At 56.9% G+C, this 22,886-nt stretch carries 15 protein-coding genes; 6 read left to right on the top strand and 9 right to left on the bottom strand.

Annotated elements, in window-relative coordinates:
* Positions 1-25: 25 nt before the first annotated feature.
* On the bottom strand, positions 26-520 hold the full coding sequence (locus Poly21_RS25215; RefSeq protein WP_146409845.1) for a YkgJ family cysteine cluster protein: 495 nt from the start codon (positions 518-520) through the stop codon (positions 26-28).
* 185 nt (positions 521-705) lie between these two features.
* Here Poly21_RS25215 and Poly21_RS25210 point away from each other — a divergent pair, with 185 nt between their 5' ends.
* On the top strand, positions 706-1,584 hold the full coding sequence (locus Poly21_RS25210; protein WP_146409844.1) for a formyltransferase family protein: 879 nt from the start codon (positions 706-708) through the stop codon (positions 1,582-1,584).
* A gap of 221 nt (positions 1,585-1,805) precedes the next feature.
* Here the strand turns inward: Poly21_RS25210 and Poly21_RS25205 are convergent, their stop codons facing one another.
* The 5 genes from Poly21_RS25205 to Poly21_RS25185 form a co-directional block, all read right to left on the bottom strand.
* Complete coding sequence (locus tag Poly21_RS25205; RefSeq protein ID WP_146409843.1) at positions 1,806-2,852, bottom strand: AAA family ATPase; 1,047 nt, start codon at positions 2,850-2,852, stop codon at positions 1,806-1,808.
* A gap of 219 nt (positions 2,853-3,071) precedes the next feature.
* A complete protein-coding gene (locus Poly21_RS25200; RefSeq protein WP_146409842.1) occupies positions 3,072-4,442 on the bottom strand; it encodes a hypothetical protein in 1,371 nt (456 codons plus the stop codon).
* Positions 4,443-4,542: 100 nt separating this feature from the next.
* Entirely contained in the window at positions 4,543-6,939 is a 2,397-nt protein-coding gene (locus Poly21_RS25195; protein WP_146409841.1) for a hypothetical protein, read from the bottom strand.
* Positions 6,936-7,898 carry an ABC transporter ATP-binding protein gene (locus Poly21_RS25190; RefSeq protein ID WP_146409840.1) on the bottom strand — a complete coding sequence of 321 codons (963 nt, stop codon included), beginning with the start codon at positions 7,896-7,898 and terminating at the stop codon, positions 6,936-6,938. The genes Poly21_RS25195 and Poly21_RS25190 overlap by 4 nt, the downstream gene beginning before the upstream one ends.
* A 66-nt stretch (positions 7,899-7,964) precedes the next feature.
* Positions 7,965-8,375, bottom strand: coding sequence for a GntR family transcriptional regulator (locus tag Poly21_RS25185; protein ID WP_146409839.1), 411 nt, complete (start codon positions 8,373-8,375; stop codon positions 7,965-7,967).
* Between the two features lie 317 nt (positions 8,376-8,692).
* Between Poly21_RS25185 and Poly21_RS25180 the strand changes: the two genes are divergently transcribed.
* Both Poly21_RS25180 and Poly21_RS25175 read left to right on the top strand, forming a co-directional pair.
* Positions 8,693-9,091, top strand: coding sequence for a Dabb family protein (locus tag Poly21_RS25180; RefSeq protein WP_302120573.1), 399 nt, complete (start codon positions 8,693-8,695; stop codon positions 9,089-9,091).
* A gap of 37 nt (positions 9,092-9,128) precedes the next feature.
* Positions 9,129-10,643, top strand: a complete 1,515-nt coding sequence (locus Poly21_RS25175) for a sulfatase (protein WP_436967526.1) — start codon at positions 9,129-9,131, stop codon at positions 10,641-10,643.
* 5 nt (positions 10,644-10,648) lie between these two features.
* On the opposite strand, the gene Poly21_RS25170 is transcribed toward Poly21_RS25175, so the two are convergent.
* A complete protein-coding gene (locus Poly21_RS25170; protein ID WP_146409838.1) occupies positions 10,649-12,673 on the bottom strand; it encodes a glycoside hydrolase family 32 protein in 2,025 nt (674 codons plus the stop codon).
* A gap of 312 nt (positions 12,674-12,985) precedes the next feature.
* On the opposite strand from Poly21_RS25170, the gene metK reads away from it, so the two are divergent.
* Together metK and Poly21_RS25160 are read left to right on the top strand one after the other, a co-directional pair.
* Complete coding sequence (metK, locus tag Poly21_RS25165; protein ID WP_146409837.1) at positions 12,986-14,170, top strand: methionine adenosyltransferase; 1,185 nt, start codon at positions 12,986-12,988, stop codon at positions 14,168-14,170.
* 68 nt (positions 14,171-14,238) lie between these two features.
* A complete protein-coding gene (locus Poly21_RS25160) occupies positions 14,239-15,159 on the top strand; it encodes a metallophosphoesterase family protein (RefSeq protein ID WP_367302578.1) in 921 nt (306 codons plus the stop codon).
* A 94-nt stretch (positions 15,160-15,253) separates the two neighbouring features.
* Here the strand turns inward: Poly21_RS25160 and Poly21_RS25155 are convergent, their stop codons facing one another.
* Positions 15,254-17,071: a BBP7 family outer membrane beta-barrel protein gene (locus tag Poly21_RS25155; protein WP_302120571.1), complete on the bottom strand. Its 1,818-nt coding sequence runs from the start codon at positions 17,069-17,071 to the stop codon at positions 15,254-15,256.
* A 151-nt stretch (positions 17,072-17,222) separates the two neighbouring features.
* Positions 17,223-18,956 (bottom strand): S41 family peptidase, encoded by a 1,734-nt coding sequence (locus Poly21_RS25150; RefSeq protein WP_146409835.1) that lies wholly within the window; start codon positions 18,954-18,956, stop codon positions 17,223-17,225.
* A gap of 511 nt (positions 18,957-19,467) precedes the next feature.
* Between Poly21_RS25150 and Poly21_RS25145 the strand changes: the two genes are divergently transcribed.
* Positions 19,468-22,578 (top strand): tetratricopeptide repeat protein, encoded by a 3,111-nt coding sequence (locus Poly21_RS25145; protein ID WP_146409834.1) that lies wholly within the window; start codon positions 19,468-19,470, stop codon positions 22,576-22,578.
* Positions 22,579-22,886 lie beyond the last annotated feature (308 nt).

Genomic DNA, 22,886 nt, shown 5'->3' with positions numbered 1-22,886 from the left:
GGAACGGTCCGGTTACAAGGGGCACTCACACGACCGGTAGACCGGTGGGGCGACGACTGCGGATCATATCCTGCTTGCGGAGTCCCACCTGTTCGAACTGAGGACCAAACAGTGCGTCCGCGTACTCATCGATCTGCTCGGGGGTCTCAAAGTATCGTTCGTAACACCAGTCGTCATCAAACTCACAATCGTCTGTCGTGTATTCGCGGCAAATCTGCGGGCGGGTCTCATAGATTCCGCAACGGTTGTCCGCCTGCAAATGCTTGCATGTGGTATGGACCAGTAGGTACCAGGTCTCCTCATCGACAAACACGCTGGCTCGATCATGGAGTAGGTACCAACGAATAAAATCAAAATCTTTTCGCGAGACCGGTTCATCGATCGGCAACGCGAAATAGTGGCAGCATTTGGCGGTGCAGTGATCACAGAGACTTTCACCCTTGGGCAGATCACTCCGGCGCCGAATCCGCTGCCGCACCGTGGCGGGTGAGGAATCTAGTTTTGCTGTTGATTTTGCCATTTGGATCATCACCGAATGATGCCGCGGAGAAGAATGGTCTGGATACGCCGAGTCGATTCCTCTCATGATAGCGCAATTGCCGGCCAATACGAGACCGCGCTCCGCTGTACCGGCAGATTTGAGCTAGAATTCAAAAATGCCCGCACCCTCCCTCTTTCCCCCCACCCCCGCCCCTGCCCCCGCCCATGGAAGTCGTCATCACCGCTCTCGGTCCCGATCACACCGGATTGGCTGACCCGATCATTCACCATCTCACCGGCCGCGGGGCGCGGATCGCCGAGATTCAGATGTACGATCACGACGAACAGTCACTGTTCGCGATGTTGTGTCGTATACAGTTTGACGAGATGTCCGTGGCCAAGGGTCAGGTGTCGCTGTCGCAGCTGCAGGCCGAGATGCGTCAAATCGGAGAGCACACGGGGCTTTCCATCCGCGTATGGAGTCCCGATGTACGCTCGTCGGCACGGCCGCGACTCGCCGTGGCATGTACGTACGTCGAAGACACGCCGCGCGCGATTCTGCAAGCTGTGGCAGAGGGAACAATCGCGGCAGACGTGCCTGTGGTGATTTCGAATCGAAAGAAACTGGCCTCGCTGGCCGAAGAATTTCATTCGGAATTCCGCATGATCGGCGATGACCAGGGCGGGGCGGATAACGACGCACTGATTCGAACGCTCGACGAATTCGAGGTCGATTATTTAATCCTGGCCCGCTACATGCGAGTTCTTCCCGCCGACGTCTGTTGGCAATTTGCGGGCGGCCGGATCATCAATCTGCACCACGGCCTGCTGCCAGGGTTTCCGGGTTTCCGACCATACCATGACGCCAATAACGCCCGCATGCTGACTTTTGGCGCGACGTGTCACTTCATCATCCCCGAACTCGACGCGGGCAACCAAACGATCAACCAACGCACTTTCTCCGTCGCCCCCGGCACGCCAATCGAAAAGATCATTGCTGAAGGCGAACGCGACAACGAACCGAAGTGTTTGGTCGAGGGCGTGCGCCGAGTCGTTGATCGAGAGGTTTATTTGCATTTCCATCGCGTGATGCCGAGAAAGTAAAATTAATTTCAAGATGGAAATCTGATGGCGGATCGATTGCATCAGCAGACCGTGAGGTCAATCGGTTTGCGGCGAGTAATGCAGCGGCTTGGTGATTTCTTTGCGAGTTCCGCCTTTAAGAACTCCGCGTCTCGGAGAGAAAACTCCGAGTCTCGGTAAGAAAACTCCGAGTCTCGGAGAGACTCGGCTACTCACAGCGGGTAACGGGCTCTGCCGCTGGATTACAACAAACTTGCTTCGGGTACCCGGTGTTCTTTGACTAAGCGCGCGACTAAATCAGCGACGGAGATTCCATCGGCTTCGGCGGCGAAAGTTGGTACGATCCGGTGCCGCAGTACGGGCAGTGCGAGAGCCTGAACATCGTCCATGGATACGTGGGTGCGGCCCTGCAACAACGCCCGAGCTTTGGATGCGAGCACCAATTGCTGACTCGCCCGCGGTCCGGGCCCCCACTGAATCCACTCCCGCACCCAAGGCTTAGCATCCGTTTCGCCTGGCCGTGCGTCGCGGACCAGGTCGATGACCCAATGCTTGACGTGGTCGGGTAGCGGGACCCGGCGGACGAGTGCTTGAAACCGCACGATATCTTCACCACTGATCACATGCTTGACGTCGGGAAGCTCACCCGATGTCGTACGGTCCACTATCTCGACTTCTTCGTCACGGCTCGGGTAGGCCACGACGACATGAAACAGAAACCGATCACGCTGAGCTTCGGGCAAGGGATAGGTGCCCTCCTGTTCGATCGGATTCTGCGTCGCCAAGACGAAGAACGGTTCGGACAAGCGATAGGTGTGCCCGCCCGCGGTCACTTCGTGTTCCTGCATCGCTTCGAGTAATGCCGCTTGCGTCTTGGGCGGCGTGCGGTTGATCTCATCGGCAAGTAGCATCTGCGTGAAGATCGGCCCTTTGCGAAAGATCATTTCGCGACGCCCCGTCTCGTGATCTTCCTGAATGATGTCAGTCCCCGTGATGTCCCCCGGCATCAGATCGGGAGTGAATTGGATACGACGAAAGTCCAGGCTCATCGACGAAGCCAGGGTTCGCACCATCAGTGTTTTTGCCAGGCCGGGCACGCCCTCGAGCAAGCAGTGCCCGCGGGCCAGAATTGCAATCAGCAATTGCTCGACAACCTCGCTCTGTCCGACCACGATTCGGCTCACTTGGTCCTTCACTTCGTTGACGCTTGCGATCAACTGTTGAGCGGACGCAAGATCATCGGACGGAAGTTCGCTGGGAGCAGTTTCGCGAGGGGGCGGTGTGACCATGGCGGTGTGAAGCAGAGAGAGAGGGCGCGAAGGGAAAGCTGCAGTATACGCCGATCAAGGTGCGTCTGCAGCTCACAAATGCTTCCCTGAGTAGCCGAGTCTCTCCGAGACTCGAAACCTAAACGCGAAACCTAAACTCCCACCCTAAACTCCCACCCTAAACTCCCACCCTAAACTCCCAACTTGCACTGCAAACCAAAACAGAAGCGTTAACAATCCCTAGCGAATCTCTGTTTCAGCATCCTGGATTGCCGATTTATTCAAGACCATGTCGCTGGGCGGCAAGGGTGGAAAACGGAAGCCTTTGTCGAACAGGTCTGGCGACACGCCGTCGTAGGGTTGCGTGAAACGCCACACGCGAGCCGTTTCGCCGTCAGCATCGACGCGGTAACCGAAATCGATTCCATCAACCATCTCCCAGTCGCGTGACGTCAGGCCGACGGTCGCAAGTTCGGAGAGAGATGTTGGCCAGCGTCCTGCCTGCAATTGAAACTGCTTGATAGCGATCGCTACCAGCAACCGCCGCTGGCTCATGAGCTGCGTCGCAATGCTGGCTGCGTTTCCTTCCATGCGGCGGAAATGAGTGTTGAAATCGAAAGTAGACCATGGCACTGCGGCAAGACTCTCGACCGCTGCCCTGCCTCGTTCACGATTATTCCGAGCATCAATGGCGCTGACGGACTGCACGTGCTGGCGAGTCCCTGCGCCCTGCAGTTTTTCCAGATCGGCGTAGGAGCGCAGGAGCGAGGCAACGCGAGTGGATGGCACGCCAAAGGGCAGCACGTCGGAGCCAACCTCATCCCCCTCATTAACCATGCGCACGTCCTCAAGCAACTCCACGAGCTCTCGGTCGAGCACGGCGTGCCATGATTTCTCTCCATCAACGCGATCGTTTAACAGTTTCCGTAGTCGACGCAGATCGTCCGCTTGCCAGAAATCGCTTTCGAGCGAGCGATGGATCAATTCTTGGGGCGGGCCCATCTTCTCGACGCCCATGATACGCCGGTAGAAGTTGACATATAGTTCGATCAGCTCGATAGCGAGTTCGCTGTCGCCACGATGGTAGGCGTAGGCAAACTCACGGAACAACAAATCATCGCCATTCCAGGCTGGTATTCCATACAGACTCCTACTTGCGTACGCACCGCTGGGAGGAGGCGGCATGTCTGCACTGGAGAGTAGTTCGCGAATCCGCTCGATCAGCGGAGCCGCTTCCCGGTGGTAGTCTTCAGCAAGTCCCTCCGCAGGCCAATCACGTCCCGCTGGCACCAGCTCCCCGGAAGGATTCAGGAGTCGAAATGCCTCGCGGTACTTGTATTCAAGAAACACGATCACGTCGTTGAGGTCCTCCCAGGTCGCGTCGCTAGGCTGCACTGGGGGCCCGTTGAGTTCCGCAATCAATGCTGCCTTGTCGAGTGGCTGCCCTGCTGCGCGGAGCGTCGCCAACTCTGCGTTGACATAGCGACGAGCCGACCATTCTTGAACTAACCCAAACATCAGCAGGCCGATGACGATGATCAGTGGGACGATAACTAGCGCCAAATAGCTCGTTTCGCTACGCCGGCTTGGCGAGAGGTGGGGATTTGCCATTTCAATTACTCGCGGAAATGAAGAGGGTCACTTGTTTGACCGAGTCGAGATTGTTCGACGATTCGTGCTCGTCGCGGCGTGCCGATTGATGTCGAATCATTTAATTTCCCAGTTGTTTCGCTTGGCCTTCCCACGCGTCATACCAGGTCGATGCGGGATAACGAGTTGCCCCATATCCAAAGGACGGTTGGATCTGGTTCTGGTGAGCGCCGTAGGGCCCCTGGTCGAATGGAGTGGTGGGTGCAACCATCAAGTCGTGTAGTTTCCGGCGGATCGACAATGTGTCCTGGCCGCTTTCCCCTGCATCGATCAGCTCCAGGGCGTCGACAGCTAACCGATCAATCAAGCGATCATAGATCCAGTGCCGCTTCTGTTGTGGAACCCACTGGAACATCTCATATTCGCGGAATCCTCCCAGGGAATCGTCGCGTTCTTCGTCGGCTCGGTTTGACTCAAAGTCACGAAAACTCAGCAGCACCGCACGCCGCCGGGCCGCATTCCGATTCTCCTGATCTGAAATGACTGCGATTGCCCGCTGCGAAAAATCGCGTGATCGGAGTGGCTGGAGTTCTTCACGCGACAAAGTCTGTGTCAACCACATCTCGACCTGATCGGCTACTTCTTGATCGTACCAACGCGCACTCATTCGCAATCGTGACGCCATCACGGACAACGCATCGATCCATTTTCCAAATCCTTCGACGGCGTCCGCATCCTCCGAGTTTTGCATGACGAGATACCTGAAATACTCGGCATACTCAATTGATTGGGCGAGAATGCCGAGATCGGCATGCAGCGGGACGTGTGTGTCAGCATCCAGATCGCCGATCGACAGATAGTCCTGAGGAAGAAAGCCTTGGGATCGGACAATTTCCGTAATGGCGACATCGTCTTGGGGTTGCACGACTTGCAGTTTCTGAAGTGGTGAAATAGTGCTCATCATGGGTTGAAAATCCCCAGGATTTGGAACGGCCCGAGTCCTGGCAATTAGCGCGGCCTTGGCGGCAGGCGAGATCCCGGGGAAGGCGGCCACGTCGATCACAAAAGGCACGACCGGCAGCGATAAAAAGAGGAGGGTGGTCACCGCGCCGCATAACCAAATCGGCCACTTGGCTGCGTCGTCCATGAACCGCCGCATCATCATCCACGTCGCCAACATCGGCAGTAGACTACACAGCGACACCAGCCAAAATGGTGCGTCATACATGGTCGCCGCCCCACAGAGCCAAACCACAGCAACACCGGCGAGAACGGGAGCGATAAACGCGGAGGCAGCGAGAATCCGAATCCATTGACTCGTCGCTTGCGACACGACGTAGATGATCCACAAAACACAGCCGACCATCGCCATCGAGGGGGCAAAATAGCCATACTCGAGACGCGAGTTTCGCAGCGAAAAGCAGGACGAAATCAAAAATGCGACCATGCCTAGAGAGATCGCACTGACGCCGATCAGATGGCGACCTATCCAAACCCGTGTTGGCGAAACGCCGCGATCGGCGAGAAACCGCAAACGGTTCGCGCTACCGTCACCGTGGAACACAAACACGCCCAGCCAAGAGGTTGCGATCGCACCGACGACGATCGCGAGTGCCAACACGTTCTCCCACAGGCGGGTGTGCTGTTCACTGCCAATGCTTCCAAAGGCCGTGCAGCCCAATAAAATCAGGATCACGAGGACCGCCAACGTCATGCGATTGTGATGAATCGATTGCCATACCAACGAGCTGAGCGGATAGCGAAAGGGAGTCTCCGGAACCGGCAAGGAGTTGGCGGGACGCCACGCAGCCAGCCAATGGCGTGCGCCGCTCTCCTCAAGCTCGGGAGTCGCTGGCGACAGAGCGTGAATTCCCGCTCGGTAAGCGAGCCACCCCATCACGACGCAGCCAATCGCCGATGTCGTGGTTAACAACCAGGCGGCCTCTTGCAGCGAAATGTAGCGGTCCTCGACAAACAGACCGAAGTACAGAGATGTCGCCACGTAGGGTAGAGCTGCCAACGGTACTAAGGCAACGAGGCTGGGAAAGGTGCTTTTCATCCGCCACGCCGTGTAAAAGCCACAGCACAAGATGAAGAGACTATGGGCGAACCAATACAACGTATTCGCCACTCCTCCCTCGTTCCCAGGCAGTCGATTGTCACCAATCAAGATGCCGATGAACGCGCAGCAAAACCACATCAACAACAGGCCGACCAGCGCCACGACGAATTTCACGCCGACGATCGTCACCGGTGATATGGGCAGCGTTGAGCACCACAGCATCGTGCGTGTTTCTTTTTCTTGGCCGACGAGAATGGCGCCCGCGCCAGCGGCAAAGAGTGCTGGTAGCAGCAGCGGGATGTAGTGACCAAACTGGGCAATCGTTTGAGGCGCATCCAGGATCGACCACAGCGTGATCAAGCACAGCGCAACTGCCAATAACATTAGCACCAAGGGAACAATCTGGCGCGTCTCTTTCCAAACCAAGCCACGCAGAGGAGATGAGATTGCGTTCATATCGTGACCTCCATCGCGGCTGCCTGCGGCGTGACTGCGGCTGGGTCCGAGTCACCCTGGGGACGAGAAAGAGAGCCCTTTGTACATGCGATGAAAATCTCCTCGAGCGATAGAGGGCGTTCATGCACACTGACCACACCCGTCGCCGAGGCCAACCTCGCATGCATCTCCGGTGTGAAATTTCGCACGACCATACGCCGTTGCCGGCCAAGCAATTCATCACACATCACTTCGGCTGGCTCGTCGATTGACGGTATCGCTACCAGTGGGTCGTCCAGACTGACGGTCAACTCAGTCATCGACTGCTTGAGCTCGATCAGCGGCGCAACAACGCGGAGCTTGCCCTCATGCAGAATGGCGATCGTGTCCGCGACTCGCTCGACTTCGCTAATCTGGTGACTCGACAAGAACACGGTTCGCCCCGATGCGGCGCGGTCGATCATGCTCTCGAGAAAGTCACGCCGGACCATCGGATCGAGCCCAGAGGTAGGTTCGTCGAGAATCAGTAATTCTGGATCATGGGCGAGGGCGAGCGAGAGGGCGACTTTCGCGCGCTGCCCTTTACTCAAGTGCCGGATTTTGCGGTCCTCGGGGATCTCATAGCGACGGATGGATTCACGATACGCGGGCAAGAACCCATCGGGAAAGAATGAGGCGGTGAACCATCCAATCTCGCCTACACTCATCCAGTCATAGAGCGCCGGGGCATCGGAGACATACCCGACGCGCCGGCGAACTTCGAGGGGATGGCGTGTGGGATCGATTCCGCACACCGTGCACTCGCCCGAAGTCGGCTTCTGAAACCCCGTCATGATGCGAATCATGGTTGTTTTCCCAGCTCCATTCTCTCCCAGCAGCGCGAAAACACTTCCCGGTTCGATTGCAAAATCGACTCCGCGAAGCGCATCGCAACCGCGAAAACGCATCGTCAAACTCTGGGCGGTGATCACTGATGTCATGGCTGGGGCCTCGGGGCGGTGATGAGCGAATGAGATATGGGAAGGTTGCTGAAACGCCGAATCGGCTTAGTCGGGCGGTGACGAGATCTTAGCCACGCTACCCTCGAGCGATCCGAGCTGCTGCTCAACGATGCTGCGGATTTCATCTGCAGTCAGCCCGCCGTGCAGCGCTTCGGTCAGCACACTCTCCACGCGGGCGGCAATGATGGATTTGCGTTGTTTCCGGCAGCGGTCCAACGCACCCTTGCAGACAACAACTCCGCGACCGCGGAGCGTTTCCGTAATCCCGTCGGACTGCAATTCGAGATAGGCGCGGGCGACCGTGTTGGGATTGACCGCCAGCTGCGTCGCCAACTGCCGGACGCTCGGCAACAACTGGCCCGGGCGCAGCGTCTGCTCGGCAATCGCAAATTTAATCTGACGAACGATCTGCGAATAAATCGCGACACCGTTGGAGGGCTCGACCGTGAAAAACATGATTAACCGCCACCTTTCTAGCGTTCGGGTGTACCGCCATGATAGTACGCTCGGTCGGCAGGCCCGTCAAGCGAAAAAAAGGACGCACGGTGCTTTTTTGGAAGACTGTGTTTGATGTGCAGACCGACGCGTCGGCGTGCTCTGTTGGCGTCATCCCGGTCAGGGTGTGATGTTGAGGCGTGCCAGGAATGGCGAGGCAGCCGCGATCAAGCGGGACGACGGCCTGACTCTGGGGGCGCTCGCCGACGTGGAGTTGACTATGATGTAGGCCGCTTCCCACCTTCTAACTGCACCTCCTTCCGTGAGACGAATCGATCATGAAGTCAACTCTCTTTACCCTACTCGCCCTCGGTCTACTCGCAGTCGCTACCATGCAAATCACCGCAACTGGCTCCGAAGCCAAACCCGCCGCCAAACAACTGCGTCACATGGTGATGTTTGGCTTCAAGGACTCCAGTAGCGAAGCGGACGTCCAAGGCGTCGTCGACGCATTCAAAAAACTACCGAGCGAAATCCCTTCGATCGTGGCGTTCGAGCATGGCCTGAACAACAGCCCTGAAGGTCTTAATGACGGTCTGACACATTGCTTCTTATTGACGTTTGCCGATGAGGCGGGGCGAGCGGAGTACCTGCCTCACCCAGCTCACAAAGCGTTCGGAAAAACCCTGAAGCCGCACTTGGAGAAGGTTGTGGTCGTGGACTATTGGGCTGAGTGAACTCACCAATGAACCTCTTTCTATGGCGAACATGACCATGAGCTCGATAGTGACCGCAGGCCGTATCGTTTCGAACTTGCGAGTCGTTCTGCTTGCGATCTTGCTCTCGCCCCCGGCGCTGTTGGCCGGCTCGCCGACAGACGCAAATTCTAAACCGAATGTGCTTTTCATCGCGGTCGATGATTTAGCCTGCACGCTGGGGTGCTATGGCGATGTTCTCGCCCGAACACCGAACATTGATCGGCTCGCGGCCAGCGGTGTTTCGTTCCAGCGTGCTTATAACCAATTGCCGCTGTGCAATCCCACGCGGGCTTCGGTGATGACGGGCCTGCGTCCTGACACCATCAACGTCTATGACTTGGATCGTCATTTTCGCGATGAAGTACCTGATGCGGTAACCCTTCCACAGGCGTTTCAGCAGGCGGGCTACTTCTCTGCTCGCGTTGGTAAGATCTATCACTATAACGTGCCCGCGGCCATTGGCACCGATGGGTTTGACGATCCTCCATCGTGGAACCGAACGGTCAACCCGAAAGGTCGCGATAAAGACGACGAAACATTGATCTTCAATGCCGAGCCGCATCGCGCCATCAGTGGGGCACTGAGTTGGTTAGCTGCCAACGGAACCGACGAAGAACAAACCGACGGCATGGTCGCAACCAACGCGATTGAAATCATGCGTGAACAGAAACACGAACCGTTCTTTCTGGGGGTTGGTTTCTTTCGTCCTCACACGCCGTATGTCGCCCCGAAGAAGTACTTTGACATGTACCCCATCGAGGAAATGCGACTGCCATTCTCGCCTGCGGACGATCGTGACGACATTCCTGCCGCTGCATTCGCACACAACTGCCCCATCCCCAACTACGGGTTGGATGAGCCAACATTACTGCAGGCGACCCAAGCATATTACGCATGCGTTTCGTTCGTTGATGCGCAAGTGGGCAGACTGCTCGATGCGCTCGACGATCTGGACATCGCCAACAACACGATCGTGGTATTTTGGAGCGACCATGGGTATCACTTGGGCGAGCATGACGGTATCTGGCAGAAACGGACCTTGTTCGAGCAAGGGGCGCGGGCCCCTTTGATTATCCGTGCAGCGGAGGGGTCGACCGATACATTCTGGGCCACCGGTCCCTGTCGCCGCATCGTAGAATTCGTCGACATCTATCCTACACTTACCGATCTCGCAGGCATCGCAGCACCGGAACATCTCGCCGGCAGAAGTCTGCGCCCCCTCCTGAGCGATCCCGAATGTGATTGGAGCGGATTTGCGGTAACTCAAGTCTTACGACCAGCCGATGATCGGCTGGCAAAGCCCGTGATGGGGTGCAGTATTCGCACCGACCGCTATCGTTTCACCGAGTGGGGCGAAGGCGAACACGGTGTCGAACTCTACGATCACCACACCGATCCCGGCGAGTTCAACAATCTAGCCGTGGATCCGGACGCAAATTCTCGACGCGTAATTGATCGGATGCGAGCGGAGTTACGGAAACACGCGTCCGGAAGAGTGCCGTCCACGCCTTTCAATCCAGCCCGCCTCTGAGCCATTTACTTCCAAATCGAGTTGAGTCGATTGATTTTCAAGACGTGGATACGAGCGGTCCCTCCAACGGCATGAATCGAATTGGTTTTCGGCGCCGTGTTGGGGGACGTGTACACGGCGCGGAAATCCTCGCCATCGAATGCGTAAGCTTCCAATGAGATTCGATCAACCAGGAATCGCAATCGCACCCTGCCGTCACGAGGCTTCAAATCGGGTAGCAGTGTGTGAATTTGACTGTTGCCCTCATTATCGACGCCCGTATAGGTGGATGTTCCCGTCGCTGAGTCGTAGGTCACCTGAACGCCGGGCAGGTCAAACACCAGCGACGTTGCCGTTCCCGGATCGAACTCGACTGTCATGTCGATGAGGTCCAGTGGTGCCAAATCAGCGATGAGGTTTTCGCCTGCGGGTAGATCGACATCGGATTTATCGTGTGTTGACTCGACGAGCGTTTGAATTTCTTCGATTGGTTGATAGAACAATCTCATGCCCTGATCAGTATCGCGGAGGGATAGCTCACAGGGAAACGACATCTGTTGGTTGAAGGGAACGTCGTAGAGGTCCGCCGCATTGGGGCCTCCTCGCATCCAGCCAATCTGGATCGCTCGCCCTTGCGGTTGATTGTAAAACGTCTGTGCTGCGTAGAAATTTCCACCGCCAGCCTGGAACGGCCCTGACTCGGTGGTGAATTGCTCTCCATCGAAGGAGCCAATTTCGTAGTCAAAACTGGCGTCATAAATCACACATTTCATGTTGTTTTCATCACCGTCGACCGGCAGGAAGACCACGTCCATGCACTCAAATGCCCAATCCCGCATGAGGTCGGAGGCGAACTTCCAATCGGTGAGGTTGTCCGATGTGAAAAAGCGGATTCGTCCGGGATCGCGTTGTACCCATAATGCCATCACCCACTGCTGGCTTGCCGCATGCCAGAAAACTTTGGGGTCGCGTTCTCCATTGTCAAATCCTTGATTCGGCACGACGGCGCGACCCTCGTTCCAGTACGTCCAAGACTCGCCGAGGTCGGTGCTGTACGCCATCGCTTGGTAGAACTTTGGCTTGGTCGCAAAGGTGAAGAAGGCGACGAGGGTTTTGGGATCACCAACTTGTTTCCCTAGTGAATTATTGTCGTCCGTCACGATGGTACCGGAAAAGATCGTTCCCGCCTGAGCGTCCACCGAGTAGGGCAGCAGGGAGTGGTCGTGCTGCGTCCAGTGCAACATGTCCGGGGCGGTGGCGTGGCCCCAGGTCATGTTACCCCACGAGGTTCCATGCGGATTGTGTTGGAAGAAAAGGTGGTATTTCCCGCCGTCGTAAACCATGCCGTTGGGGTCGTTGAGCCAATTGCGTCGCGAGCTAAAGTGGAATTGGGGTCGCCGGAGTTGATCGTAGCCTGTGTCCGGATAGGCTTCCGGTGAGATGCCGGGTGTCAGCGCGAACTTGCTCCGTTCGTCGACCACCGGGTTATCAGTCGCAGTGAAGTTGTCGACGTTGATATGTCCCCACCCCCCCGTGGCACGATCGAAGACGACCAGTCGCGCGGGTTTGCCAATAAATTCAGAGACGTCTTTGCTGATCGTGATCATGGATTCTGAATCGATACCCGTCGCAAGTTCGATCGTCTGGTCACCGACAATCAAATTCACACCCGTTTCCCCAGGAAGATTTCCAGCGCCGATTTTGAACGTGATGTAGGGGCGGGCGATCGTGAACTCCTGCGACGTGAGCGTCCCGGTGGCAGCATCACCGCGGATCTGGCCGGCGGCCCCCGATTTCCCATCGAATCGCTCGTAGGTGCCGATCCAGTACTTGCCTTGATGCAGACTGGACTCGCGGTTTCGAGCTTGGGGATTGTCCCCCTCGGTGGGCTGGTTCGTGAAAGCATCGCCCTGAGCGGTCCACCCTTGCAGCGTTCCAGACTCAAAATCCGAATTAGGAAAGAGCAGTTCTTCGCCCACTAAGCTGCTCGTCCAGGTCAGCATCTGGAGCGAAATAACGAAGATGAGCCGTTTGAAAATGACTGAATTCATGAGTGGTCTCTCGTGCTGGGATCGTATCGAAGCCAATAAACGTCGCCTTCGCGGCACCGTTTCGAATGGCTAACAGCGTACCTTAAGCCATTGCAATAATCGTGCGAACGGGCAAATTCGATGGTTTTCAGGATTGCGGCGGAAGATTATGGTAGTGGCTGCTAGGGGGTCTGGCGACGCAACGATTTTTCTCAATTTGTTTGGGAGCGTGCGAATCGGAGAGGCCCCTGTCCAGACCCTTCTGGTCGCCAGCGGTTTAAAATCGTGAGACGCACGATACCGCATGGGACCGAATCCGCGGAGTTTTCAGTAGTGAGTAATCAGTCAGGTCGTTATCTTTTCACCAGCGAATCGGTCAGCATGGGGCATCCCGATAAGCTGGCTGACCGTATTTCCGACAGTATCTTGGACGCGTTGCTCGCTCAAGATCCGCACAGCCGCGTTGCCTGCGAAACGCTCGTCAACACGAACTTGGCAGTGGTCGCTGGTGAAATCACCAGCAAGGCTGATGTGGACTACGAAAAGATCGTTCGCGATACCATCCTCGCGGTCGGATACAACAACGCGGACACAGGTATCGATGGCGCGAACTGCGAAGTTCAGGTTCGCTTGGATGCGCAGAGCCCCGATATTGCCCAAGGGGTGAACTCCAACGAGACTGGCAAGGAAATCGGTGCGGGCGACCAAGGGCTGATGTTCGGATACGCCTGTGGCGACACCCCCGAGTTGATGCCACTGCCGATCGCCCTTTCGCATCGCATCATTAACCGCATCACCGAAGCGCGCTTCAATAAAGAAGTGGATTGGTTGCGACCGGACAATAAGAGTCAAGTGACGGTGGAGTACGAGGGCAACACGCCGGTACGCATCGATACCGTCGTCGTCAGTGCTCAGCACTCACCAGGCGTCAGCAACGAAGAAATTCGAAAATTCATCATCGAAAATGTGATCAAGCCATCGATTCCAGCGGAACTCGACAAGGGCGACATCAAGTATCACATCAACCCCACGGGCAAGTTCGAAATTGGCGGCCCGCATGGTGATTGTGGATTGACGGGTCGCAAAATCATCGTGGACACGTACGGTGGATGGGGACGTCACGGTGGCGGTGCGTTCAGCGGCAAGGACTCCACCAAGGTTGACCGGAGTGCTGCTTACATGGCCCGCTACATCGCTAAGAACATCGTCGCCTCGGGTTTAGCAGAGCGATGCGAAGTTCAATTGGCGTACGCGATTGGCGTTACCGACCCCGTGAGCGTGCACGTGGACACCGAGGGTACCGGCAAGATTGCCGATGCGAAGTTGTGCGAACTCGTCCGCAAACACTTCCAGTTGAAGCCTGGCCAGATTATCGATCACCTGCAACTTCGTCGCCCTGTCTTTACAGCGACGACGTCGGGCGGCCATTTTGGTCGTGAAGGCGACGCGTTCACTTGGGAAAAGACAGATAAGGCCGAAGAACTCGCCGAGGCCGCCGGTCTCGTCGCCATGGCATAATCAAGGCTCTGACGAAATGGGGGTTCAGGAGTCACCACGCGACCCTGGCCCCTGATTTCCAGTGCCTGTTGTCCGAACCCGTAACTCATCTCGCTGAACGCTCTCCATTGCTTCGTCGCATCAATCCCACTGCCGCCGACGGTGTCGGGACGGACCTGTCGATGCGATTAGCGTGGATCACCGATCCGCATTTTGACCATGCGAAACTGGAGACGTGGCGTCGTTGGGCGGATGATTTAATTGCCTTTGCACCGCACGCGCTGGTGACGACAGGAGATATTTCGGAAGGCGATGATGTCGCTTATCAACTTCGGTGTCTGGTGGAGACGTTTGATCGCCCGATCTACTTTGTCCTGGGCAATCATGACTTCTACGGTAAGTCAATCGCAGAGACGCGTCGCCTCATGATTGACCTAGCCCGTGATTACGACCATCTGCACTACCTCACCGATAGCGGCCCAGTGTTCCTCACGGCCGACTCTGTCCTGCTGGGCGACGACGGCTGGGGGGACGCCAGTGAGGGCGACTATCTCAATTCCACAGTTCGGCTCAGTGACTTTGAACTGATCCAAGATTTCCGTGCTGATGCACCGGAAACCTGGCGGACGATTTTACAGCGCGAGGGCCTCGATAGTAGTAAGCGGCTGCAGCAGAAATTGGTAGCGCTGCCGGCCGAGGTGCGGCATGTGCTGATCGCGACTCATGTACCTCCCTTTCGTGAGGCGTGTTGGTACGAGGGGCACATCACCGATGATAACTGGGCTCCATTCTTCGTCTGTGGGCACGTCGGAGCAGCGTTGCGGCAAGCTGCTGATGAAAATCCCGATCGATTCTTCACTGTTCTGTGTGGCCACACTCATCACGAGGGGGATGCCATCATTCTGCCGAATCTGATCGTACACACGGGGTACTCACGCTACGGCACGCTCGACGTTGAGTCGATTATCAATCTTGGCAGTGACGGATTTCGACTACCACCGGCCTGGTAGGCAGGCTGATCGGCGTGCTCCACGGAAGCACGATCTCCGCAGCGTCAGGATAGATTTTGAAAGCCCTGCAACGAGAAGCGACATCGCTTCCCGCCTACCAGACGTGCCGGATACCGAAGTGGATTCCCTGGACCATGAATGTCCCGTAGTTGACGCTCGATCGGGGAGTGTCCAGCGTGTTGGTCGGATCCATGATCCCAGACAGACGCACCGCATCGGTCATCGCGATAATGTTATAGCCGAACGTCACGTCGAATCGCGGATACTTGTGCCAGCCGACTGAGAGATCAAACTCCGGTGCCCACCCGAAGGTACTCGATGAGTACGATCCCGTATTGGCGTCACTGACTAACAATCCGGTATCGTTGACCGCCGGTGGCGGCGTGTCGGTGGTGATTACGGATCGTCCGTGCCGCTCAGCTTGACGCTTGATCTGTCCAAACCCGACCTTGCCCAGCCAGTCGAAACTCCAGCATCCCTCACGATAGGCTCCGGCGAATCCGAACTGGCCCCCGTGAAATTGATTGCTCGCTTCAAACTGATCAAACGTGCTCAGGTTGTTACCGACCTGGTCGGGGAATTGATCTTGCGTCTTGGTACTGGACGTGGAGAGTTGCAGGTTTTCGTCGAGGCCCATGTATTGGTAGCCGTAGAGCACATCGAAAGTCGTGCCCAACCCGCCCGTCAGGAATTGACGCACCGAGATATCACCGCCGTAGACATTGCTGTCGGCGCTAAGATTAACACTACCGAACCGGCCAAAATTTTCGTTGGAGTTGGGATATGCGATCAGGACTGCGTCAGCCGCACCGGCATTGGTGGTTGGAATCGCCAGAATCGGTCCTGCGTTAATGCCCTCCCGAGCGGAAAATGACAAGTCTGCCTCTGTCGCAGTCCAACCCCGGAACACGAGGCTACGATTGCGTTGATCATCCAGCCAGGTACCGATGGTCAGTCGTCCGCCAGCGGTGAGATCTTTGAACGCTTGTTCGCCACCGGCGAGAATTGTGGCACCAGGAAGTTGGCCCGCCGTATCAGCAGTCGTTCCCGTCGGGCTCGTCGTGACCAGCGCCGGGATGGAATCGCCCTCGCGAAAGAGCAGCAGCAGTTCGATGGAGCCAAACCAGCGACAGGGATCAAAGGACAACGACGCGTTACTGAAGTCACGGCATTGACCGCATCCGTCGCAGCCGAGTCCATCGCAACTGTTGCAATCACCACCCCAACTATCACAGCTATTACAGCCGCCGCCGTCGCAGGCGTTGCATCCACTGTAATTTCCCATCCGGATCGGTCCCATATTGCCGTCATGGGCCCACTGGGTCGATCCAGATCCAATGACCCCGCCTTCAATCCATTCTTCGGACTGACCGTGTTGAATCAGTGTTTGTGGTCCAGGACTCGCGGTACGACGGATGTGTTGCTGTGAGTCGTAGCCGACTACCCGCCGCTGGGCTGGCGTCTGAATCTGATTTGAGCTGGACTGCACTTTCCGGGGCTGAACATACGAAGCTGGTCGTAACGTAGCCGATTGAGGAGGCTCCGCTGGCGGGTCGCTGCCGCGGTCGTCGGCCAGAGCGAGAACGCGTGCTTTGCCCCGCGGAACCATAGAAGGCAGCGGACGAAGATTGACTGGCTCGATCTTGCCATCGGCTTCCCGCAGCGGTGACTGCCGCAAGGATGCGGCGATGGATTCGTCCGTGACGCCCGCCACTTGAGCCTCGTCGGATGCGCCCATGGGCTGTGACGGAGGCGTTGAAGGTCCGGCAGGATTGTAGGTTGCGCGGTCAGGTAGCTTGGTCCGTACCTGGGCCGTTACTGATACTGGCATCGCAAGGCTGCTCGACAGAGCGATTGCGAGCAGCGCCCCGGCCGTAGGGCCAGCGTTCATTCGACGGGATTGTGAGTTCATCGCAACATTCATTCAACCAAGGTCCGTTTAGCAAGGACATACCAAGCGAGCCGTTCGCGCAAAACGAACGCCCGATGGTGGTATCGGGCGTTCGGGTTGGGAGGGTTGAGTGAATTTGGCAGGTTTTATCGATTGCGACGAGTTAAACGGATCAGCGGCCGCCCCCACCGAGGTACTCGATGGCCTTTTGCAGCACGGCATCATCGAGTTCGGTCGTAACACGGCCATCTTTGTCAGGGCGGGCCGCGATGTAGGTCGGCGGTACGACGACGTTGGGCTCCACCCCATTGCGACTGATCGCTTTGCCGCTGGGCGAGTAGAACTTTGCCGTCGTTAAGCAGAGACCAAATTTCCCTGATTGCATTCGAAAGATCCCTTGCACGCTTCCCTTGCCGTAGCTGGTTTCACCGATCACGGCGCCCCGCTCACTGTCGTGAATCGCACCTGAGAAAATCTCACTGGCACTCGCACTGTTGCGATCAATCAGCACTGCCATGGGTACGTCCCAAGTATTCGGCCGGTGGGCGGCATAGTCGAAATTCTCACGAGCATTGCGGCCCCGCGTCGTCACGATGCGTCCGTCACTGAGAAAGCGATCGGCCACTTCCACGGCCGCCGACAACAGACCGCCGGGGTTGTCACGGAGGTCCATGATCAGCGATCGCATGCCGGAGCGGTGCAGCGTCCACAACGCTTGCTCGACTTCGCGAGGGGTGGATTTTTGAAAATTAGTCAACCGGAAATAGCCGATGTGGCGGGCTGAATCGACAATGTGAACATTCTCCACACAGGGAACATCCACCCGTCGCCGGGTGACAGAGAGTTGGCGTTCGGTTTGATCAGCGGAGAGAATCGTTAACGCCGCTGCGGTGCCTTCAGGACCTCGCAACAAATCAGCGACATAGTTTGGTTCCTGTTCGTCAGTGCGGTTTCCGCCGACCGCCAAGATACGGTCGCCGGGGATAATTCCAGCTTCAGCAGCGGGGCCACCTGGGATGACCGAGAGAATCAAAAGAGAGTCCTCCCCCGCCTTCAGTTCGACACCCAAACCGACGAAGTTACCCTCGATGGTAGAAAACATCTCATCGAGCTGACCTGGCGAAAGTAAACGAGTGAACGTGTCAAGCGTCGAAACTGCTCCACTGACGTACTCCAGCGCGGTCGCAGTCCCGGAGATGCCGAGTTCCTCATGAGCCATGGTCGCGACCAAATTCACGGTTGCTCGCAAATCGAAACGGCTCTGTGTGGATCGGTCAGCGATGCGGTGATGAATCGCTTGTCGAAACGCTTCGATGCGGTCACGGCGATCTGGATCGACGACTCGATCGACGAATGCAGGCTCAGTCAACGCCACCTCCAGGGCAGCCGTCCCGTGCAAGAGCACGCGGGACCACTCGATCGTGTCAACATAGTGCGTCTGTAGGTTTGCAAGGATTTCACTGTAAAGATCCAACGTCTGCGACGTCGACATTTCACGCACGCTTTGCAGGTACGTGCGATCGTCATAACGTCGAATGACATCGAAATGCAGGCGGCTAATCAGTAATCGCTGATACAGGATCCGATCATCGGGAAATGCTCGTGTCGCGGCATCGTAGTGGTCGATCGCGTCGCCCCATTGCTCGGCCTGTTCTAATTCTAAACCGGCTTCGAGTGAGCGGTCCCGAGCTGACGAATCGTTGAGGGAGGAACTACCAGCAGGAATCGTCTCTGCAGTTTCGCCGCTCGGAACAGTCACGGCGGGAACCGACCCATGCTCCTCTGCAAATGTCGTTAAGGGCGACGTCAAGGTGACGACATTGAGCAGAACCCACGATCCCAGCACAATACCCGGGCGACAACACCAACGGGGGTGGCGACTCAATGCGGTTGGCAAGATTTCCATGCGAAAATTCCATTGGAGTGCCCAGGCGGGGAGGGGGAAGGCCGCGTGATCGACACTCGAGAAGACGCGGCTGAGCAAACGTAGGTCACAATTGGTGCCCGGTCAAAAAACCTCCCCGGAAATATTTGCTTCATCCCCTCCAACCCGAACAAGCCCACCTGAGTAGGTGCGGTCGAGTCGATTGGGAGGAAATGGAGACAAGTGCGAGCATCGCATCGATCTCGATTTTCCAGGCGGTTTGCGCTTCCGCTGCGCGTGAAAGAGAAATCGGTACGGCGATGTTTCACGATGTTCAGATGTGAAACACACCATCGACCCCGTATTCAGGTCGGCAACTCCTCTTTGGCGTCGAGCTATTAATAGGCAGTGTCGAGTCGCGGGGCAAGTAACAAACGCGGCCACCAACGGCGGGACGGGCAGAACGAAGGGTTCATATGATAGAATCAACGTTCTACGTACATCGCGAGATTTTGGCCTCTGCCATTCTTTGCCCCCCAGCCTGCTGTTGAATATGAAGCGTTCCGCTAAAACTTTTCTCCGCTCTCTATCGTTGGCGACGATCGCAGCGTGTGCCTTTGCATCCGACGAAGTCGAGTCCACGGGTACCCCCGAACAGGTTTCTGTGGCTGGAGTGGTGGCGAACGAGGCTTCGCGTCCCCTCGGGAGCGAAGAGTTCTCGCTGCGACGTCGCTCAACCCTGGAGCTATGGCGTGATCGAGACAAATATCGAGAGGCGATCATCGTGGCAGCCCGCGATGACGACCCGGAGACGGCGGAGCGGGCGCGGTGGATACTTGGCCGCTGGCAAAGAGGTATTTTGTCGGACACACCTCCTGAACTCGCTCACCAACTTGCCGCCCTCGCGCCCATTGAGGCGATCGAACACTTACTCGAAGCTGGGCAATTTGCCGCTGCGACAATTGCCATGCACGAATCCTATGGCACGCTCGACTTTGAATCGATTTCAGCGCGTGTGAGCATCACGCTCGATCAACGGTTTCCGATCTACGCGCGGGCCGCGGTGCGATCCAAGACGCCCAAGTCCTTCTTAGATTTCCTTGATGCTGCGAGTAGCACCTCGGCAATGGCCGTGAGTCGCCACGATTGGGCGAAATTGTTCGCGACGTCCGACGAACCAGTCGCCGAGATGCGATTGCCGGAGTCCGCTAAGAATTGGGATAGCATTTTGACTCAGCGCACCCAGGTTTTGCTGAACCTCCTAGCCGGTGAGGTAAACGCAGCCATGGAGGCGGCGCGGGCGGCAGACCAAAGCCGTAACATGGAACAGAATGATGCCGTGTTCGCCGAATTCGCCCCACGCCAGCAAACGCTCGTCCGCTCCGTGCAAATGCTGACGTCCCAGTGGCTGCCGATGGCATCCGCCGCATCCCAGTCTGCTCGTGAATGTGAATATGCCGCTTCGCAACTCATCGACGCGGCAGGCGACGCCGACTCGGATGCGGCACCAACGTATGACCTCGCCGACAAACTTGCCCGCTACCACGAAGACGCAATTGGTCACTGGGCTGCCGCCTTGATCGCTGCCGACCGCGGTCTTGAGATGGATATTCGGGCGCAAGCGGTGGCCGGTTTGACCGCGAATCTAAAAGCTCTCGGTGATGACGAAAATGGCGCGTCTGCGGTTGCCGATGCCCGCGCGCTGGCATGGCGTACGCTGTTGATCCACGGTGAAATCGATGCTGGGCTCAGCGTCATCGGAAGGGATGATCCCGCCGCGGCCGCGATGATCGCTGCTAACGCTTCACGCAACGCGGACGCGTTTGATCGACTAGGCTTTCCCGTTGACCAAATCGATACACAACTGGAGACTTGGATTGATGAGGCGATCGCCGCCCAACGAGAGTTATTTGACGCATCCAACTCAGGTGACGCCCTGCGTGTGGCTGAGGCCGGTGCCTCAGCGGAGACAGGAGTTGCCCCGGAGATTGAAAAACTATTCACATTGATTCGGTTACTCGATGGCGTTAATCGAGATGACGCGGCGTGGCGTATCGCCGACCGTTTATCACTGCCGGACTTGCGCGTCAAACGGCCGCAAAGCTCGTCGACATACCTAATTCGCGACTATGTCTTGTTGTCACTGCTATGGACCACACATTCGGATTGGATGATCCGATTGGGGATGCGCGACTGGGAAACAGAATCAACGATTATTAGTCGCAATGCGATAAGCCAAATCACCGTCAACGATAATTATCAGGTGTTGGCCATTTTGCAACGGTTTGTGCAAATGCAACGTCCTCAAGCGACGACGATCGAGGCATTTCAGATCGCCTGCGAAATCGCCCGTGCCGACGATGTTGATCGGCGCCGACACGCTGATTTGGTTTCCGAACTGGCCCGCAGCCTCCGCGATGGTACCCTCCGTCACCGCGTCGCCGACGAACCCGATCTGCATGTCTATTTTCGGCCGAGCGTGGACGTTTGGAGCGAGTTGTTTGCAGCCCACGGTCGGCCTGATCTAGCCGAACCGTTTCTACAACGGCTATCCAGTAGTGGCGACCTTAAAGGCGCCCTGACGCTGGCAAAAGAGTACCGACTCAGTGGCCCCAGCGCGATCAGTGGTGACCTCTACGAAGTCATTTGGAATGCGGTGGCCATGTCGACGAGCGAGGGGAATCCACGCTTTCGCGATGACGTGATTACTGCCGTGACGGCCGTCGGCGAACAGTGGCGGGCCGCTCGCGATGTGGGCGATCAGCGAACCGCCGAGGAACTTCTACGGCAGTTACGGGCCATGGCATGCACCCCATCGACCGATATGCGGCAACAGATCGCGGACGTGCTCGCCGATCTTGGCCAGTGGCAGATCGCAGATCAGGTTTACCGCTCAACATTGGTGATGACGGCTCTGACATTTGACGAGACGCAGTCAATGTTCGATATAGCGAGAAAATATCAGGGGTTCGTCCTGAGAGCGACTGCTTCCAGACTTGAGACGACGGAATCGGCGGTAGACGCCCCATCGATCGGCGACCTCAGCGCCCGCGACCTGGAGCTGCGCCACCAAGCGATCACATGGGTCGATATCGCCTTCGTTCAGACGCTCGATCGCATCAGTCTGCGGCCGCAGCTCTATCTCGTTTTCCCTCGCTTGTTCGCGCGTGAAAAACTGGAACTGGCCCTCTCGCAAACGGCTGCGAAACCGCCAGCGGCAGCTGCCCAAACGGTGCGGCAACTGCTCGATCGACTGCGACAACTCGATGCGATGGATATTACGACCGCAGAGTCAATTTTGCCGAGACTGAGTGAACTGGGTTTGGAGGATCTCGCTGCTGCCGAATTGAAACGCATGATCCAGGCTGCTGATATCCATCTAAAAACCTTTCCAGTCGATGCTGTCATCGCGAATAACGTCGCCTGGGGCGCCGCCGTCAATAACATCGAGCTGGACGATGCCCTGCGGTTATCCCGACATGCCGTCCGTTTCGAGCCCGATAGTGCGATCTATCGTGACACGCTTGCCGAGATATTAGCCCGCCGAGGCAATTTCGATGAGGCTGCCCAGATTGAACGAAGCTGCGTGATCGATGATCCCGGTCAGTGGCATTTGCACGAGCAGGTCAAAAGATTTGAGCAGAAACTTTCAAAGTCGCGTTGACAGCCCATCCTCGCAATTGATACCTCACTTTGAATTCCGAACCACACACATTTGGTTTTCGTTGTTGAGTCGTTGATTTGCGGGAATTGCTTCTCGATCAGCTCTGCTGACGGAAATGCGTATCCTGTCGCGAAGATTACTGGGTCAATCTTCTCGGCAGTTCAGTTTCCCAACGAAATCCTTAGCTGCACCGGGGTGTTCGATGTTGGGCGCCCCGGTGCACCGTCCACCAACCTGACCTCCGTTTTTCGCCGCTTGCAAACTAGCAGTTGCAGACTGAAATCCCGCGCGACGAATGGGCGCCGCGT

Source organism: Allorhodopirellula heiligendammensis (genome assembly GCF_007860105.1).
Lineage (GTDB): Bacteria > Planctomycetota > Planctomycetia > Pirellulales > Pirellulaceae > Rhodopirellula > Rhodopirellula heiligendammensis.
The sequence above is the reverse complement of the archived record's forward strand: the minus strand, read 5'-3'. Positions and strand labels throughout refer to the sequence as shown.

Coding starts and splice junctions, on each gene's coding strand:
- Poly21_RS25205 (WP_146409843.1), bottom strand. CDS start 2,852: ATGGTCACACCGCCCCCTCGCGAAACTGCTCCCAGCGAACTTCCGTCC.
- Poly21_RS25195 (WP_146409841.1), bottom strand. CDS start 6,939: ATGAACGCAATCTCATCTCCTCTGCGTGGCTTGGTTTGGAAAGAGACG.
- Poly21_RS25210 (WP_146409844.1), top strand. CDS start 706: ATGGAAGTCGTCATCACCGCTCTCGGTCCCGATCACACCGGATTGGCT.
- Poly21_RS25215 (WP_146409845.1), bottom strand. CDS start 520: ATGGCAAAATCAACAGCAAAACTAGATTCCTCACCCGCCACGGTGCGG.
- Poly21_RS25155 (WP_302120571.1), bottom strand. CDS start 17,071: ATGAACTCACAATCCCGTCGAATGAACGCTGGCCCTACGGCCGGGGCG.
- Poly21_RS25190 (WP_146409840.1), bottom strand. CDS start 7,898: ATGACATCAGTGATCACCGCCCAGAGTTTGACGATGCGTTTTCGCGGT.
- Poly21_RS25150 (WP_146409835.1), bottom strand. CDS start 18,956: ATGGAAATCTTGCCAACCGCATTGAGTCGCCACCCCCGTTGGTGTTGT.
- Poly21_RS25170 (WP_146409838.1), bottom strand. CDS start 12,673: ATGAATTCAGTCATTTTCAAACGGCTCATCTTCGTTATTTCGCTCCAG.
- Poly21_RS25185 (WP_146409839.1), bottom strand. CDS start 8,375: ATGTTTTTCACGGTCGAGCCCTCCAACGGTGTCGCGATTTATTCGCAG.
- Poly21_RS25200 (WP_146409842.1), bottom strand. CDS start 4,442: ATGGCAAATCCCCACCTCTCGCCAAGCCGGCGTAGCGAAACGAGCTAT.
- Poly21_RS25145 (WP_146409834.1), top strand. CDS start 19,468: ATGAAGCGTTCCGCTAAAACTTTTCTCCGCTCTCTATCGTTGGCGACG.
- Poly21_RS25180 (WP_302120573.1), top strand. CDS start 8,693: ATGAAGTCAACTCTCTTTACCCTACTCGCCCTCGGTCTACTCGCAGTC.
- Poly21_RS25175 (WP_436967526.1), top strand. CDS start 9,129: ATGAGCTCGATAGTGACCGCAGGCCGTATCGTTTCGAACTTGCGAGTC.